This is a genomic window from Sediminibacterium sp. FW305-C-269 (assembly GCF_058231045.1).
In genome coordinates this window covers 119824-135538 of the sequence record NZ_JBIQXQ010000001.1, presented here as the reverse complement: position 1 = coordinate 135538, position 15715 = coordinate 119824, and the positions used below count along the sequence as shown (strand labels likewise).

Sequence of the window (15715 nt, the reverse complement as noted above, 5' to 3'; positions counted from 1 at the left end):
GAGCATATACTATGAATAAGATGAAAAAAATAATAACCGGTGCCTTCTTCGCAGTTGTGTTGGCGATGATCATCCCCGGTTGTACAAAATATCTCGACAGGAAACCGCTTTCTGCAACACTGGACGACCTGAACCAGGGTGGCCTGGAAGGACAGATCTATGGTCTCTATGGCGCTATCCGTAATGGCGACGTAGCAGGGCAGGGTTTTGGAGGAATTCCCTGGCTGGCCATGAACAATTTCCGCTCGGATGATTCTGAGAAAGGAAGCAGTCCTTCAGACGGTGCCGACTGGGGTGTGATCTACGATCAGTTCCAGTATGTAAAAGACCACTGGTCATCCAACACTTACTGGGACCAGCACTATGTACTGATAGGCCAGGCGAACACAGCCCTGCAGCTGGCAGATTCACTGAAACTGACCGATGCCGCTTCGCTGGTGAATATTGCAGAAGCCAGGTTCTTCCGTGCTTTTGCCTACTTTGACCTGGTGCGTGCTTTCGGTGAGGTTCCCAAGATCGATTTCCGTGTATACAATCCTTCAGACAGTAAGAAACCCAAAGCGAAAGTGAGCGAGATCTATGCATTGATCGATGCAGACCTTGCTTATGCGGAAGCCAACCTGCCTGCTACCTGGGCTGCCAAATACATTGGCCGTTTAACCAATGGTGCCGCCAAGAGCCTGCATGCGAAAACCATGCTGTACAGGCAGAACTGGTCAGGTGCCCTGACTTTGTGCCAGCAGGTCATCAATTCGGGTCTGTATTCTTTGCAGTCTGATTATGCTAAAATATTTACCGATGCCGGAGAGAACAGTTCCGAATCTATCTGGGAGATACAGGCATATGTAGGTCCAAACGGATCTGATAACTATTTTTCCTGGTATGCCATTGCGCAGGGTGTGCGTGGTGCAGGCGAATGGGACCTGGGCTGGGGCTGGAACACGCCTACCGAAGAACTGGTGAGCGCTTTTGATGCCAATGACCCAAGAAAGAATGCCACCATCCTGTATTCAGGACAGGCCGATGGCGTGTATGGTAAAGTGTTGCCGAGCTTCCCGGGTATACCACGCAAATACTGGAACAAGAAAGTATATCCGGATCCTGCCATGCAGGCAGCCACCGGTAATCGCCAGGGAGGATGGATCAACCAGCGCGAGATACGTTATGCAGATGTATTGCTGATGGCAGCGGAAGCGGCCAATGAAGTGGGCGGTGCCGCCAATGCAGCATTAGCCGCCAATTACCTGGAGCAGATCAGGGCCAGGGCCAGAAAAGGCGCAGCCGGTGTTTTACCTCCGATTGCTTTTGTTGACCAGGCACAGATGCGTACCGCTATCCAGAACGAAAGAAGATTTGAACTGGCAATGGAAGGTGAAAGGTTTTATGACCTGGTAAGATGGGGAATGGCACAGGCCGTATTGGGTGGCCAGGGCTACCAGAATAAACACAGGTATTATCCGATACCGCAACCTGCTATTGATTTTGCAGGAGGTGTACTGGTGCAGAATCCTGAATGGCCATAAACATCCGTTACAACTACTTTACATTCAAATCAGATACAATGAAAAATAAATCATATTTACTGTTTGCCGTTCTGGTGATGCTGGCTGTGACCGCCTGTCAGAAAATGGACAAACCCGCATTAAGTAATTATCTCAAAGATGCCAACCCACCGGGTGGCCCGCTGAAATTCTATGCAGCATACGATGGCAGTGATGTAGACAGTATCCGCGCCAATTTTGCAACGGATAATCCCTATTCATTTGTGGCAGGTGTATCCGGGAAAGCAGTGAAAGCGGTGGATGGCAAAGCGATCGTGTATCCTTCGGCCAACGATTTTAAGACCGTTACCAGTTTCTCTGTTTCTTTCTGGCTCAAGAATACGGCACAGGCAGGCAGAACAGAGTTCCTGTTCTCACTGGTGGATCCAAGTTACGGGTGGCATAACAGCGCCCTCTTTCTGCTGATGGAGAACCAGACCGCCACCAAAGCTACCATGAAGCTGGGCCTGATGGACCAGTGGCTGGAAGGCGATTTTCAGAAACCGGTTTTTGATGGTAACTGGCACCATATCGTATATGCATATGACCAGACCACTTCAAAAATGACCTATTATTTTGATGGAACGGTTGTGACTGGAATGACCGCTACACAGACAGATGTGAAAAAAAGCGGTGCGGCCCGTGGTGCGGTTGATTTCTCTAAAGCTGCCCAATGGATCGTTGGCGGCTGGAACAAACATGCCAATGCAACAGGTCCTACGGATGACTGGATCAAATCCTATTCCGGCACACTGGATCAGTTCAGATTATATGGAAAAGCGCTCAGTGCAGCAGAAGTTTCAGCCTTGTATAATAGCAAATTATAGCAGCAGTTGGTTGTTTTGATTAAGGGGGTGTATCATCAGCAGATGTACACCCCTTTTTAACTCTATTGAATTTTTATTTATGCGTACTTATCCCAAGCTGTTCCTGGTTGCCTGTATAATCACCCTGTTGTTTTCCTGCAAGAAAACAGAACAGCTGTTTGAGAGCGTGCCTGCCTCCAAAAGCAATATCGATTTTATGAACACGCCCTTCCAGAAAGACACTTTCAATATTCTCTATTATCTCTATTATTATAACGGAGGTGGTGTGGCTACGGGTGATATCAACAATGACGGGTATATCGACATCTATTTTACCGGAAACAACAAAGGCATCAATAAACTGTACCTCAACAAGGGAAAAGCTTCTGCAGAAGGGGCAGGGTTTGAATTTGAAGACATCACCGAAAAAGCAGGTGTAGCCGGCAGTTCCGACTGGTGTACCGGCGCCACCATGGTAGATATCAACGCAGATGGTTTCCTGGATATCTATGTTTCTGCCGTGAACGGTATCAGGGGTTTGCAGGGTAGGAACGAACTGTTCGTCAACAAAGGCGATGGCACTTTTAAAGAAGCAGCTGCAGAATATGGACTGGATAATGCCAGTTTTGCCACACAAGCCGCTTTCTTTGATTACGATCATGACGGCGATCTCGATTGTTATATCTTAAATCATTCGCAAAAACCGCATCAGAATATTGCCGACACCAGCGCCCGCCGCTTGTATAGCAAAGATGCGGGCGACCGTTTATTGCGGAACGATATTGCCACCACCGGAAAATTTACTGATGTATCAGCTGCTGCCGGAATTTTCCAGAGCAGCCAGGGTTACGGATTGGGCATCAATACCAGCGATATCAATAACGATGGCTGGGAAGATATTTATATCGGCAACGATTTTCATGAGAACGATTACTACTATATGAACAATGGCAACGGTACTTTCACGGAAAGCGGTGCAGCGCATTTCAGGCATTACAGCCGCTTCAGCATGGGCAATGATGTGGCAGATTACGATAACGACGGCCAGCCGGATGTGATCACCGTTGATATGCTGCCTTATGATGAAAAAGTGCTCAAGACCTATGGCAGTGATGAGAACCTTGACATTTACAAGGTAAAGATCGAGAGCAATGGATACCAGCACCAGTTCTCGCATAACAGCCTTCAACACAATAATGGTAACGGTATCAGTTTCAGTGAAGTGGGTATCATGAACCAGCTATCGGCCACGGACTGGAGCTGGGCGCCGCTGTTCGCTGATTTTGATAATGACGGAGTGAAGGACCTGTTCGTATCAAGCGGTATCGTAAAAAGACCGGTGGACCTGGATTATGTCCGTTTTGTATCATCGCTGTATGCAAAACATTCTGTAGACAACACCGACATCTACGATCAGGAAGCCATCGATAAAATGCCCGATGGGGCTTCGCATCCCTTTTTCTTTAAAGGCAACCTGGCAAACGGATTCTCCGATGTGAGCAAAACCTGGGGAACCGCTGGCATGAAAGGTTATTATACCGGTGCTTCTTACGCAGACCTGGATAACGACGGCGACCTCGATGTTGTGATGAACTGTATCGGCAGTAAAGCCGTATTGCTGAAAAACAACAGTTCCAAACAGAACCAGCTTTCCATCTCATTCAAAGGAGAAGGACAGAATACATTCGGGATCGGTTGTAAGGTATACCTGTTCCAGAAAACAGGTATGCAGTACCAGCAACTGATGCTGACACGGGGTTTTCAATCCTCCGTTTCCCCGGTACTGTCCTTTGGTTTGGGTACCACCAATATCATCGACAGTATGCTGGTGATCTGGCCCGATCAGCGTTACGAGATCATGCGCAATGTGGTACCAGGCAACCATGTGCTGATGAAGCAGTCAACAGCATCCGGTCAGTTCAATTATGCGGCATTTTTCCCCCGGAAACCGTTGGCATTAAAGGATGTGACACAGGAAACAGGGTTGGGCTGGAAACACCAGGAGAATGATTTTATCGATTTCAACAAACAATACCTCATCCCTCACGAAATGTCTACACGCGGTCCCGCACTGGCCGTGGCCGATGTGAATAAAGACGGGCTTGATGATATCTATGTCAGCGGTGGCAAAGGTCAACCCGGCACCTTGCTGCTGCAAACAGCTACCGGAAAATTCCTGGCATCAGACACGGCATTGTTTGCGAGGTACCGGAATTCGGAAGGCGTAGCCGCAGTTTTCTTTGATGCCAATGGCGATAAAAACCCCGACCTCTATGTGGTAAGTGGCGGTAATGAAACAGAGGATGGCAATCCGAATCTCGCCGACCATCTTTTCCTGAATGATGGTAAGGGGCATTTTACAGAAGCAGAAAAAGCATTACCCGCACTACTGGTCAATAAAACCTCTGTGGCGGCAGCGGATATTGACCAGGATGGCGATATTGACCTGTTTGTAGGCGGTATGGCAGATGCCACCCATTATGGGATAGCACAACCTTCTTACCTGTTGCTGAACGATGGGAAAGGTGTGTTTACCCAGGCACCGGTCTCGCAGATTGGCCTGGAAAAAGCAGGGATGATCCTTTCTGCTTCGTTCGCTGATATGAACCGGGACAGCTGGCCCGACCTGGTGATCGCAGGGGAATGGACGCCGGTACAGGTGTTCATCAACCGGAAAGGGATCTTTAAAGAGGCCGCAATACCTGCATCCACAGGACTTTGGCAAACCCTGCAAACAGCCGATGTGAACGGGGATGGTAATATTGATATACTGGCTGGCAACTGGGGCTATAATTCCAAATTATATGCTGGCAAAACCGGTCCCTTGAAATTGTTTGTAAAAGATTTCGACCGTAATGGTACTCTGGAACAGATCATGACCTATTCCGTGAATGGGAAAGACTATACCTTCCTCGCCAAAGATGAATTGGAAAGGCCACTGCCTATGTTGAAAAAAGCCTATCTCACTTACGGGGAAGTGGCAGGCAAAACGGTCAACTTCATGTTTGACGATCTGTTTAAAGAGTATATTGAGCTGAAAGCGGAAACACTGGCGTCTACCTGTTTCCTGGGCGATGGCAAAGGAGGTTTTACAGCCATGGCCCTGCCAAGGGATCTGCAAATGGCACCTTTGTTCAGCTTTACACCGCTGGACGAACAACGGCCCTCGCATGGCTTCCTGGCGGGCGGAAACCTGTATGGGGTAGTACCCTATGAAGGAAGATATGATGCCATGAACCCCACCGCCGTCTCTTTTGATATAGCTGCTAAGGAATTCAGGACCCGGTTTTCACTGCCTGCTATCAGTGGGGAACTTAGAAATGCACGCTGGATCAGGACTGCAGGTGGTACGCAAACACTGGTGATGGCTAGAAATAACCAACCGTTGCTATTCTTCCGGAACTGCCAACCCTGAGTTTTACAGTTGATCATAGAAGCAGCACGATGAACCTGGCCGGAATACCCGGTCAGTTCATTTTATTAGGTACGATCATCTCAAAAGAAGGGATATTAACGGAGAATAACTGTTTGCTGTTCTCGTTCAGCATCTGGTAAGTACCATGCATCTTGCCCATTTCGGTACGGAGGTTGCAACCACTTACATACTGGTAGTTTTCGCCGGGTTTTAATACCGGCTGTACCCCTACTACTCCCTCACCCTCCACTTCCCGGCGTTCCCCATTACTGTCGAAAATGAACCATTGACGGCGCAGCAGTTTGATGGTAAAAGGATTGTGGTTTTCTATCGTGATCCGGTAGGCAAACATGTATTCACTATTCAGCGGGTTGCTGTAATCGGCCTGGTAAAAGGTCTCTACGGTTATCTCAACACCCTCTGAAATTTTGGATACCATGGCGTTTGATTGGATTGCTTTCAGTAAAAATAAGGAATTGGGGTAAAGTTTTCCGTTTAAAATTACAGCAGCGGTAAAGCCTGTTCAGACTATTGTCTGAAGCATTCGGCCGGCAGGAAATTCTCCTTTGATTTAACACTACCATGTCCGGTTTTGGCCGTAATTTTGCACCACGAAAAAATCAATTATGACCAAGATTGCCGTAGCAAATGGGGATGGGATCGGTCCAGAGATCATGGACGCCGTCCTTTCTATCTTTAAAGCAGCCAAAGTGCCCCTGGAATATGAGTTTGTGGATATGGGAAAATGGGTGTTCGACAAAGGATACAGTAATGGAATGACCCCGGAGGCGCAACAGGCCATCGAATCATTGGGTATCCTGTTCAAGGGCCCGATGGAAACCCCGAAAGGCAAAGGCGTAAAAAGTGTGAATGTTACGGCAAGAAAGACCTGGAACACTTATGCCAATAAAAGGACTTTCCAGACCTTGCACGGGGTGGATACCGTTTTCAGTAAAGCCGGTATCCCGATCGATATCACCATCGTCCGGGAGAACATTGAAGATACCTATGGGGGCGTGGAGCACCTGCTTACGCACGATGTGGCCCTGAGCCGTCGTTTCATTACCCGCCCGGGCAGTATGCAGGTGATCAGGTATGCCTTCGAAATGGCCAAGAAGAAAGGCGCCCGCCGCATTACCTGCGGTCATAAGGCCAATATCATGAAACTGACCGATGGCCTGTTCCTGGAAGTATTCTATGAAGTGGCGAAAGACTACCCCGAACTGAAAGCCGATGATGTGATTGTAGATGATCTCTGTATGAAACTGGTTAGCCGTCCCGATCTGTTCGATGTGGTGGTGCTGACCAACCTGCAGGGTGATATCGTAAGTGATCTTTGTGCCGGACTGGTGGGGGGACTGGGTTTTGCACCTTCTGCCAATATCGGCGACCATATCTCTATTTTTGAAGCCGTACACGGCACCGCACCGGATATTGCCGGTAAAAATATCGCCAATCCTACAGCCCTCCTGCTCAGCGGTTTTGGTATGCTGCACCACCTGGGACTGATGGAAGCCGCTATCATGATGGAAAATGCGTTGTTGTATACATTGGAAAGTGGGGTACATACAGGCGATTTTGGGGACCGTTCTACCAAATCGCTGAGTACCACAGAGTTCGCAGCGTCTATTATTGCTAATTTTGGAAAACTGCCGGCGCATAACCCTAAAGCCTCCATTGCTAACCAGCCCCCTACACCTACCCATTTCAAGCTGGAAAAAAACCCCATGCTGGAAAGTGAGGAATTACGTGAGGAAGTGATCGTTGGGGTGGATATGTTCATTGAAAGCAATCTCCAGCCATCTGCCATCGCCGAAAAATGTCTGGCACATACTTCTGACCTGTTCAAATTGGTAACCATCAGTAACCGGGGTACCCAGGTATGGCCCAAAGGCTCCTCTTACACCAACCTTGTGAACCAGTATACCTGCCGTTTTGAGAGCCTGGGCGAAGTACCATTGACACAGGTGGACGTATTGGAACTGTACAAGCGACTGATGCAGGACTTCAAGGTCTGCTCAACTGAACTGCTGAATATGTGGGGTGATAAAAAGGCTTACAGCCTGGCACAGGGCCAATAACCAAAGGAAACCACAGGATTATTACAATTTTTTTACGGATAACCGGGGTAGAACGCGCTTCTGTTCCGGTTATCCTTTTTTTAGCCGGGTTAGCGTAGTTCTCTTTTTTACCGTAATTTCACGGCTCATTTTAAAAGAGCAATCGAACTATGGCTGAAGCGATCTTAATGCCCCGCCTGAGCGACACCATGACCGAAGGTGTTATTGCCGCCTGGCATAAAAATATCGGGGATACCGTGAAGAAAGGTGATCTGTTGGCAGAAGTAGAAACAGACAAAGCCACGATGGAGCTGGAAAGCTACCAGGACGGCGTTTTATTACATATAGGGACCCCTACCGGCGGTAAATTACAGGTGAATGACCTGTTGGCTATTTTTGGTAAACCCGGAGAAGATATTTCAGCCCTGCTGGCAAAACATGCCGGTGGTGCCAAAGCTGCTGAAGCAGCTCCACAAGCCGCCCCTGCCACACCAGCCGCTGCTCCTGCAGCCGCTCCAGCTGCATTGGATGTGTCTGCTATGGAAGAAGTGGTGCTGATGCCCCGCTTGAGTGATACCATGACCGAAGGGGTCATTGCAGGCTGGCACAAAAATGTGGGCGATACCGTAAAAAAAGGAGAAGTACTGGCCGATATCGAAACCGATAAAGCCACTATGGAACTGGAAAGTTATAAAGATGGCGTGCTGTTGTACCAGGGTGCCCAGCCTGGTGAAAAGATACAGGTGAACGACCTGCTCTGCATCATCGGTAAACCAGGCCTGGATGTAAATGGCATTGTGGCCGCGGTGAAAGCCGGCGGTAGCCAAACAACGGAAGCGGCACCGGCAACGGCTGCAACTGCTTCTGCGCCAGTCGCTTCTCCGGCCCCTGCACCAGCTGCAGCACCTGCCGCCGTAGTGAACGAAGGAAGGATCTTTGCTTCGCCACTGGCTAAGAAGATCGCCAGTGAAAAAGGGATCGACCTGCGTTACGTAAAAGGCAGCGGTGATAATGGAAGGATCACCAAAACAGACGTAAACGCCTACACCCCTGCAGCCAGCGCAGCCCCTGCGGCCCAAAGCAGTTCACCTGTAGCGGCAGCACCAGCGGGTGTGGTAAGTTTTGATGAAGTGCCCGTATCGCAGATGCGCAAGACCATTGCCCGCCGTTTGAGCGAGAGCCTGTTCACCGCACCGCATTTCTACCTCACCATGACCATTGACATGGATGCAGCCGTAGCTGCCCGCGCCAGGATCAATGAAGTGGCCCCGGTTAAGATCAGTTTTAACGATATGGTGTTGAAAGCAACGGCACTTGCCCTGAAACAACACCCGAAAGTGAACAGCAGCTGGCTGGGCGATAAGATCCGTTACAACCATCACATCAATATCGGTGTGGCCGTAGCGGTGGAAGATGGTCTGCTGGTTCCGGTGGTTCGTTTTGCTGATACCAAATCGCTGAGCCAGATCGGAGCAGAAGTGAAAGAATACGCACAGAAAGCAAAAGATAAAAAATTACAACCCGCCGATTGGGAGGGAAGCACGTTCACGATCTCTAACCTGGGTATGTTCGGTATTGACCAGTTCACTGCCATCATCAATCCACCGGATTCCTGCATCCTGGCAGTAGGGGGTATTTCACAGGTGCCAGTGGTGAAGAACGGACAGGTGGTTCCGGGTAATATCATGAAAGTGACCATGAGCTGCGATCACCGCTCGGTGGATGGCGCTACCGGCGCCGCTTTCCTGCAAACGCTGAAAAGCCTGCTGGAAGAGCCGTTGAGGATGTTGGTGTAATGACAATGAGTGAATGAGTGGATGAGTGAATGAGTGAATGGGAATACTATGTTGTATATAAGAGAAAGGCCTTTCCGATCGGGAAGGCCTTTCTCTTATATGCAACATTCGCTATTGCCATTGAACCGTTAATGGTGAGTGGTGAGTGATTCACAATTCACCATTGCCCATTCACTTCCTACTCACCACTCACTACTCACTACTCACCATTGCCATCAATCAAGATCACAGCCGATGGGTGCTCCGGGGGCGATCTCTTTGGGTTGTGGTAATGTGATATCTTTTGGATGAGTGATCCGCTCTATGGCATAACTGTAATGCGCTTTCAGCCCGGGAATATTTTTCATCTGGGCGGCATATTGCTTCAAAGATTGCAACCTGTCGAAACAGATGGCTTTCACATTATAGTTGGCAAGGGTACTCTGGCTTAGGCCCAGTAACCAGGTAAGTACTAGCTGCTGTGTTTGTAATTGTATTTCTCCTTTCAGGCCTTTTTGTAAGGGTGTTTTCCAGGTTTTGGCAATGATGGCATCCAGCACATCATCCCAGCCGATGGTACCTGCCTGTGCTTTGAACTGGGCAAGTCGGTTGGCCCTTTCGGGATGGAATAGAAAAGATAACTCGAAATCTGCCAGGGCTTCTGCAGCGGCAACAGGGTCAAAACTCATACCGGTCCTCTTGGCAAACAATTCACCTACACCATAGTACAATGGCGGACGGGGTGGTATCATTTGCATGATCTTATCAGGCATGGTCAACTGTTCGGGTGATAAGCAATCCAATGCAGCCTGTAATGCTTTCTGCTGCTGGGCATTGGGCAATACCTGTGGAGTGGGTTGTTTGTCGCCACGCACACTGTAACTGTAATTCATGCCACCAATGAGTTTGATGGTTGCCTCCAATTGGTAACGATGGTAATTATAGACAGGCACCAGTACATCTTCCAGCTTCGACAGGGGTGTGTTTAGCTGAATAGCTTGTTCTGAAAACTGTTCCAGCGCTTTCTGCCGAACCTGTAATACATTTTTCAACTCATCTGTTGCATCAGAGCCATTGTCCCATAAATGCGCTTTTGGATGAAAACCGCCTGCGGCGCGGGCATCCGCATCGGCAATGAAGAGCAATCCATTTTGTGTGTTCTCTTCCAGTAATGCATTCAGGGCCTTGTTCTCATCGGTGCCGGGGGCAAAATGGGCATAGCCGTAGGTGATGGCGCGTTTGTCCCAATCGCCGATCTCGTTGGTATATACCTGGCTTAAATCGATCTGTCCTTTGCTGTTCAATACCACATTCGGATGCGGGTAATCCATCACCGAAGCACGGTTGTTGAAACTGGATGCATAGTTGTGCTGCAGGCCCAGCGTATGACCCACTTCATGGGCAGCCAGTTGACGCAAACGTTGTAAAGCCGCATGCTTCATGGTTTCGGGTGCGGGTTTGCCGTTCTCGTAAGGAGATAGCAGGCCTGTGAAAATGAGGTAATCCTGACGTACACGTAATGAACCCAGTGTCACCTGTCCTTTAATGATCTCGCCGGTGCGTGGGTCCGTTACGGTGGCTCCATAACTCCAGCCGCGTGTGGATCGATGTACCCAATTGATCATGTTGTACCGGATATCCATGGGGTCGGCCGAATCGGGCAATATTTTTACGATAAATGCATTTTTAAAACCGGCTGCTTCGTAAGCCTGGTTCCACCAGCGTGCACCATCCAGCAGGGCGGACCGGATGGGTTCGGGAGTACCATTATCCAGGTAATACACAATCGGTTTTACGGGTTCGCTCACTGCGGCGGAAGGATCTTTTTTCTCCAGCCTGTGCCTGGCAATGAACATTTGTTCAATGGGTTCTGTGAACGGACTGCTGTAATCGAAATAAGAGATCCCGAAATAACCGCTGCGGATATCATAACGGCGCGGCTGGTAATGGTTATCGGGTAGCTGTACAAAGGAATGGTGCATCCGTACCGTAATGGCTTCAGCTGAAGGGGTAACACTGGTCACATTACGTCCTGCATCGCTGCCGCCGGTAAATGTGATGCTTGCCTCAAACTCACTGTTCAATGGAAAATTCCTTGTATTGGCCAGGTAGATGGCAGAACGGGGTTCACTGAATGTATAGGTTCCCTGGCGCATGGTGCGGATTCGGTCAGCAACATTCTGCGCATCGCGTACAAAAAAAGAAGTGGCATCTACGAGCAGTTTATCAGCTTCCTCTTCCTCAACAGTGAAGACGGCGATGGTCGACTGGGCAAAGGATTCTTTCACCGCTTTCTGTTCATTGATATCCTGAGAACTGGCCCGGTAGCTGTAGTTAGGCTGAACCAGAAAAAGTTTTTTGCCCACTTTGTGAAAAGCCACTACCCGGGAACCACCGATCAGCCCCCGATCGAGACCGATATCGTTGGAACCCAGTCCGGCAGGAAGCGAGTTCACATAGAGGAATTCTTTGTCCAATTTATCAACCAACAACCACAGCTTACCGCTGGAAGCATCCCACCAGAAAGTGAAATACCCATCGTAGCGTTTCATGTTTTTGGTCTTCTCGGAAATCTTGGAAGGACTCTGTGCCATACCCGTCAGGCAGCACAAACATAGCAGGGCAAGAAAGAAACTGCGCATCGTAAATAGTTTTGGTAAAAAAAGCTGTCCGGTATTCGGCTTTGAAGATAAGAAGCGGAAGGGAACCGGCATAAAAAACTCCCGTCAGTTACGGACGGGAGTGAATGCTTTAGTGGGATCAGGTTGTTTATCCAAACAGCGTGCCGTCTGAAGAAGGTGTTTCAGGAGCCGGTGTTTCCACTACGGGAGCGGGAGCTGGAGCCACTGGTGCTGCAACGGGTGCAGGCGCTGGCTTCCTGGCTGCTGTTTTTTTCTTAGCTGCTGCTTTTTTGGCAACGGGTTTAGCGGCTTTTTTAGCAGGCGCTTTTTTCACTGCTTTTTTGGGAGCAGCTTTTTTAGCAGGTTTCTTGGCCGCAGCTTTCTTCACTGCTTTTTTTACGGCTGCTTTCTTTTTAGCAGGCGCTTTTTTTGCCACTTTCTTAGCAGCTTTTTTTACCGTTTTTTTAGCAACAGCTTTTTTCTTAGCGGGTGCTTTCTTTTTAGCAGGTGCTTTTTTAGCGGCCTTCTTGGCGGCTTTCTTTACTGCTTTTTTGGGAGCAGCTTTTTTGGCGGGTTTTTTAGCAGCCTTTTTTTTACTTGCTTTTGCCATGATGGTATGGATTTGTGTTTTGGTAATGATGATAGAGGGAAGTTAAAAAAATATTTCTGTAAATCACATCATTTTTCACAAGTTAAATTTTGATCCGTTCAGCGGAAGCCCTGTCTTTGCAGCCATTGCACCGCCTGCATAGGCCATTGGCTCAGCAGTGGATCAGTGGGCGCCATACCAAAACCATGGCCACCGTGGTCGTAGATGAGCATGCTGGCTTTTATATTGTTTTTTTTCAGGGCTTCGTAAAACACGATACTGTTCATGGGTGGTACGCCTTTGTCGTCATCGGCATGCACCAGGAACACGGGTGGGGTGGCGGTGTTCACCCTGTTTTCGGTGGAGAGTGACTGCGCCAGCGCCTCATCAGGTTTGGGACCCAGCAGGTTATTGCGGCTGCCGCGATGTCCAAAGCTGGTATCCATGGTGATCACCGGGTAGATGAGTATGGCAAATGAGGGCCTGGTATCTATCCGTAATAAAGGGTCTTGGGCTGAAGGGTCTCCTTTCTGGTGAATGGTGGCTGCTGTGGAAGCCAGGTGTCCGCCGGCAGAAAAACCCATTACCCCCGTTTTATCCGGATCGATGCCCCATTCCGCAGCCCTTGACCGGATGATGCGGATGGCCGTTGTAACATCAATGTACTGAGCCGGGTAACGATGCCCTTCCTGTTTTGGATTGTTCAGGCGGTACCGTAATACAAAAGCGTCCATACCGTTCTCATTGAACAAACGGGCGGGCAATACGCCTTCTTTTTCCCAGGCCAGATTCTGGTAACCACCACCCGGACAGATGAGTACAGCGGTCTTACCGGCAGACGGATTTTTGGAAGGGTAGTAGTCGATATAAGGAGCCGTTGTATCAAACCCCTTGATCACAATACCTTCTTCTGAAGGGTAGAGATAGATGCGTTGCTGCGAATTGGCAGATAGTTGGGCACACATAAGCAATAGTGCAATAATGGATCGGTACATGGATGTCTTATTTGGTTTCCAGAAAAGCTACTTTTCCGTCCATGGTGGAAACGATGAGCTGTTTACCACTGATGGCGTTAACAGTATTTACCATCGAATTATCGATACGGTTTGTCCAGAGATGTTGGCGTTTCTTCGGATCAATGGCATACACTTTTCCGTTTTTGGTGCCGAAGAATACCACGCCCTCTTTCTCAACCAGCATAGAAGGTACGTGTTCATAACCAAAACCACAATCTATTTTCCACTCCACTTGCTGCTTTTCACGCCCGGTGCGGAAGGCCACTACCAGGTCGTTCATGGTTTTGCCATAAATGTGTTGTCCATCTGCAGAGATACCGATCGATTCACGCACGGTTGCTTCATTGCTGCGCCATAAGGTGGCTCCTGTAAAAAAGTCGATAGCAGTCAGGTAACGGTCGGGGGCTGCTATGTATACCACATCATCATGGATCACCGGTATGCAGGCTGCGGGAGAGAAATTACGGACGGCAGAGCCATTGTTCCATTGCCAGGCCAGGTTGCCGGTAGCGGCATCCAGCGCATAGAGATTGCGGTCCCAAGCGCCAAAGATCAGTTTGTCTTTGTGCAATACGGGTGTGCTTACCACGGGACCATCCAATCCTGCAAACTGCCATAATTGTTCGCCCGTAGCCAGGTTCAATGCCCTGAAATGATGATCGCTGCCACCGATATAAACGGTGTTTCCGCTGATCAGCGGGCTGCCCAATACTGCTGCACCGGTTGGGTATTTCCAGAGCAGTTGTCCTTTATCAGCGGAGAAGCAATACACCGATCCATCACCCGATCCTAATACCACGCGGTTACCGCTGACTGCAGGTGAGGAATAGATAGCGCCACCGGTTTGGTACGACCATTGTTTCTTTCCTGTTTTACTATCCAGCGCATCTATCCTGCCGAGACTATTGCCGAATACCACCCGTTTACCCGCGAGAGCCGGTGTAGAGATCACATTGGCATCGGAAGCGTAGGTCCAGCGTGCTTTTACCTGGGGAAAACTGTCGTTGACAGCAAATGAAGGCCGGTAGTAGGTTTTAGAAGCATCCCAAACACGTTCACCCAGGGGTACAGCAGCCCAGGAGGCTTTGGTGAGTACGCCCGGTGTTCTTTCGGTAAAGATCATGGAGTCGGTCCTTACATCCACGAGGTTATAGCCGCCATAAGCCGCTTTGGCCCTGAGGTTGGATCGACCCATTACGGCAGGGATACCTTCGAAATTGAGTTTACGGTTGTTGTGGCCATGTCCGCAGAGCGCTGCCAAAGTGTTGTGTTGTTTTAAACGGTCAATGGCTTCGTACCAGTTGTCAAGGTCTTTATCCAATGGGTAATGGTTCAGGAAGATGACCGGTTTTTTAGGGTCTATCTTTTTCAGTTCCTGGTCCATCCAGTTCACGGCATCGCGTGGGATATGGCCATCGCTCATACGCACATAGGGACCCGAAGCGCAGCCCAGGAAAGTGATGCCGTTGTAATCGAAGATGAATTTATCGTACCCGAATACCTGTCCGAAAGTGACACCGCCGCTTTCGCTCCAGCCACTGTCGTGGTTGCCGGGGATGATATAGTAGGGAACTTTCAATCCGTCGAGTATCTCTTTGGCCAGCCTGATCTCGGCATTGGTACCCAGTTCGGTGATATCACCCGTGAGCACAACAAAAGCGATATCGGTCATCTGGTTGATATCGGCTACGGTACGGCGCAGGTCTTCTTCTGCCCCGCCATTGGGCGAACCGATATGGGTATCAGAAATGAAAGCAAAACGGAAGGGTTTCCATTGTGAAAAAGAAAGGGAAACCACGAACAGGAAACAGCATAATAGGAGGGATCTTTTCATGCAAGAAAGATAAGCAGGAATGGTGAATGAACTATTCCGGAATGCGTTATATCTCCGT

At 49.2% G+C, this 15715-nt stretch carries 10 protein-coding genes; 5 read left to right on the top strand and 5 right to left on the bottom strand.

The window, feature by feature from the left end; genetic code table 11:
- Window positions 1–20 precede the first annotated feature (20 nt).
- The 3 genes from ACH3Y6_RS00605 to ACH3Y6_RS00595 all read left to right on the top strand — a co-directional run bounded on the left by ACH3Y6_RS00605 (window position 21) and on the right by ACH3Y6_RS00595 (window position 5762).
- Window positions 21–1523: a RagB/SusD family nutrient uptake outer membrane protein gene (locus tag ACH3Y6_RS00605; RefSeq protein WP_490833621.1), complete on the top strand. Its 1503-nt coding sequence runs from the start codon at window positions 21–23 to the stop codon at window positions 1521–1523.
- Between the two features lie 38 nt (window positions 1524–1561).
- Entirely contained in the window at window positions 1562–2368 is an 807-nt protein-coding gene (locus ACH3Y6_RS00600) for a LamG-like jellyroll fold domain-containing protein (RefSeq protein WP_490833620.1), read from the top strand.
- A gap of 79 nt (window positions 2369–2447) precedes the next feature.
- Entirely contained in the window at window positions 2448–5762 is a 3315-nt protein-coding gene (locus ACH3Y6_RS00595; protein WP_490833619.1) for a VCBS repeat-containing protein, read from the top strand.
- A 52-nt stretch (window positions 5763–5814) separates the two neighbouring features.
- Here ACH3Y6_RS00595 and apaG read toward each other — a convergent pair whose 3' ends face one another.
- Window positions 5815–6201, bottom strand: coding sequence for a Co2+/Mg2+ efflux protein ApaG (gene apaG, locus ACH3Y6_RS00590; RefSeq protein WP_490833618.1), 387 nt, complete (start codon window positions 6199–6201; stop codon window positions 5815–5817).
- 187 nt (window positions 6202–6388) lie between these two features.
- Between apaG and ACH3Y6_RS00585 the strand changes: the two genes are divergently transcribed.
- Window positions 6389–7843 carry an NADP-dependent isocitrate dehydrogenase gene (locus tag ACH3Y6_RS00585; RefSeq protein ID WP_490833617.1) on the top strand — a complete coding sequence of 485 codons (1455 nt, stop codon included), beginning with the start codon at window positions 6389–6391 and terminating at the stop codon, window positions 7841–7843.
- 149 nt (window positions 7844–7992) lie between these two features.
- Window positions 7993–9618, top strand: coding sequence for a pyruvate dehydrogenase complex dihydrolipoamide acetyltransferase (locus tag ACH3Y6_RS00580; RefSeq protein ID WP_490833616.1), 1626 nt, complete (start codon window positions 7993–7995; stop codon window positions 9616–9618).
- A gap of 215 nt (window positions 9619–9833) precedes the next feature.
- Here ACH3Y6_RS00580 and ACH3Y6_RS00575 read toward each other — a convergent pair whose 3' ends face one another.
- The 4 genes from ACH3Y6_RS00575 to ACH3Y6_RS00560 all read right to left on the bottom strand — a co-directional run bounded on the left by ACH3Y6_RS00575 (window position 9834) and on the right by ACH3Y6_RS00560 (window position 15657).
- On the bottom strand, window positions 9834–12239 hold the full coding sequence (locus ACH3Y6_RS00575; RefSeq protein WP_490833615.1) for a zinc-dependent metalloprotease: 2406 nt from the start codon (window positions 12237–12239) through the stop codon (window positions 9834–9836).
- 127 nt (window positions 12240–12366) lie between these two features.
- Entirely contained in the window at window positions 12367–12828 is a 462-nt protein-coding gene (locus tag ACH3Y6_RS00570) for a hypothetical protein (RefSeq protein ID WP_490833614.1), read from the bottom strand.
- 98 nt (window positions 12829–12926) lie between these two features.
- Window positions 12927–13802, bottom strand: coding sequence for an alpha/beta hydrolase (locus ACH3Y6_RS00565; RefSeq protein WP_490833613.1), 876 nt, complete (start codon window positions 13800–13802; stop codon window positions 12927–12929).
- A gap of 7 nt (window positions 13803–13809) precedes the next feature.
- Window positions 13810–15657: an outer membrane protein assembly factor BamB family protein gene (locus ACH3Y6_RS00560; RefSeq protein WP_490833612.1), complete on the bottom strand. Its 1848-nt coding sequence runs from the start codon at window positions 15655–15657 to the stop codon at window positions 13810–13812.
- Window positions 15658–15715 lie beyond the last annotated feature (58 nt).

Excerpts from the sequence above, each read along its gene's own strand:
- ACH3Y6_RS00605 (WP_490833621.1), top strand. The coding sequence starts at position 21 with ATGAAAAAAATAATAACCGGTGCCTTCTTCGCAGTTGTGTTGGCGATG.
- ACH3Y6_RS00600 (WP_490833620.1), top strand. The coding sequence starts at position 1,562 with ATGAAAAATAAATCATATTTACTGTTTGCCGTTCTGGTGATGCTGGCT.
- ACH3Y6_RS00595 (WP_490833619.1), top strand. The coding sequence starts at position 2,448 with ATGCGTACTTATCCCAAGCTGTTCCTGGTTGCCTGTATAATCACCCTG.
- apaG (WP_490833618.1), bottom strand. The coding sequence starts at position 6,201 with ATGGTATCCAAAATTTCAGAGGGTGTTGAGATAACCGTAGAGACCTTT.
- ACH3Y6_RS00585 (WP_490833617.1), top strand. The coding sequence starts at position 6,389 with ATGACCAAGATTGCCGTAGCAAATGGGGATGGGATCGGTCCAGAGATC.
- ACH3Y6_RS00580 (WP_490833616.1), top strand. The coding sequence starts at position 7,993 with ATGGCTGAAGCGATCTTAATGCCCCGCCTGAGCGACACCATGACCGAA.
- ACH3Y6_RS00575 (WP_490833615.1), bottom strand. The coding sequence starts at position 12,239 with ATGCGCAGTTTCTTTCTTGCCCTGCTATGTTTGTGCTGCCTGACGGGT.
- ACH3Y6_RS00570 (WP_490833614.1), bottom strand. The coding sequence starts at position 12,828 with ATGGCAAAAGCAAGTAAAAAAAAGGCTGCTAAAAAACCCGCCAAAAAA.
- ACH3Y6_RS00565 (WP_490833613.1), bottom strand. The coding sequence starts at position 13,802 with ATGTACCGATCCATTATTGCACTATTGCTTATGTGTGCCCAACTATCT.
- ACH3Y6_RS00560 (WP_490833612.1), bottom strand. The coding sequence starts at position 15,657 with ATGAAAAGATCCCTCCTATTATGCTGTTTCCTGTTCGTGGTTTCCCTT.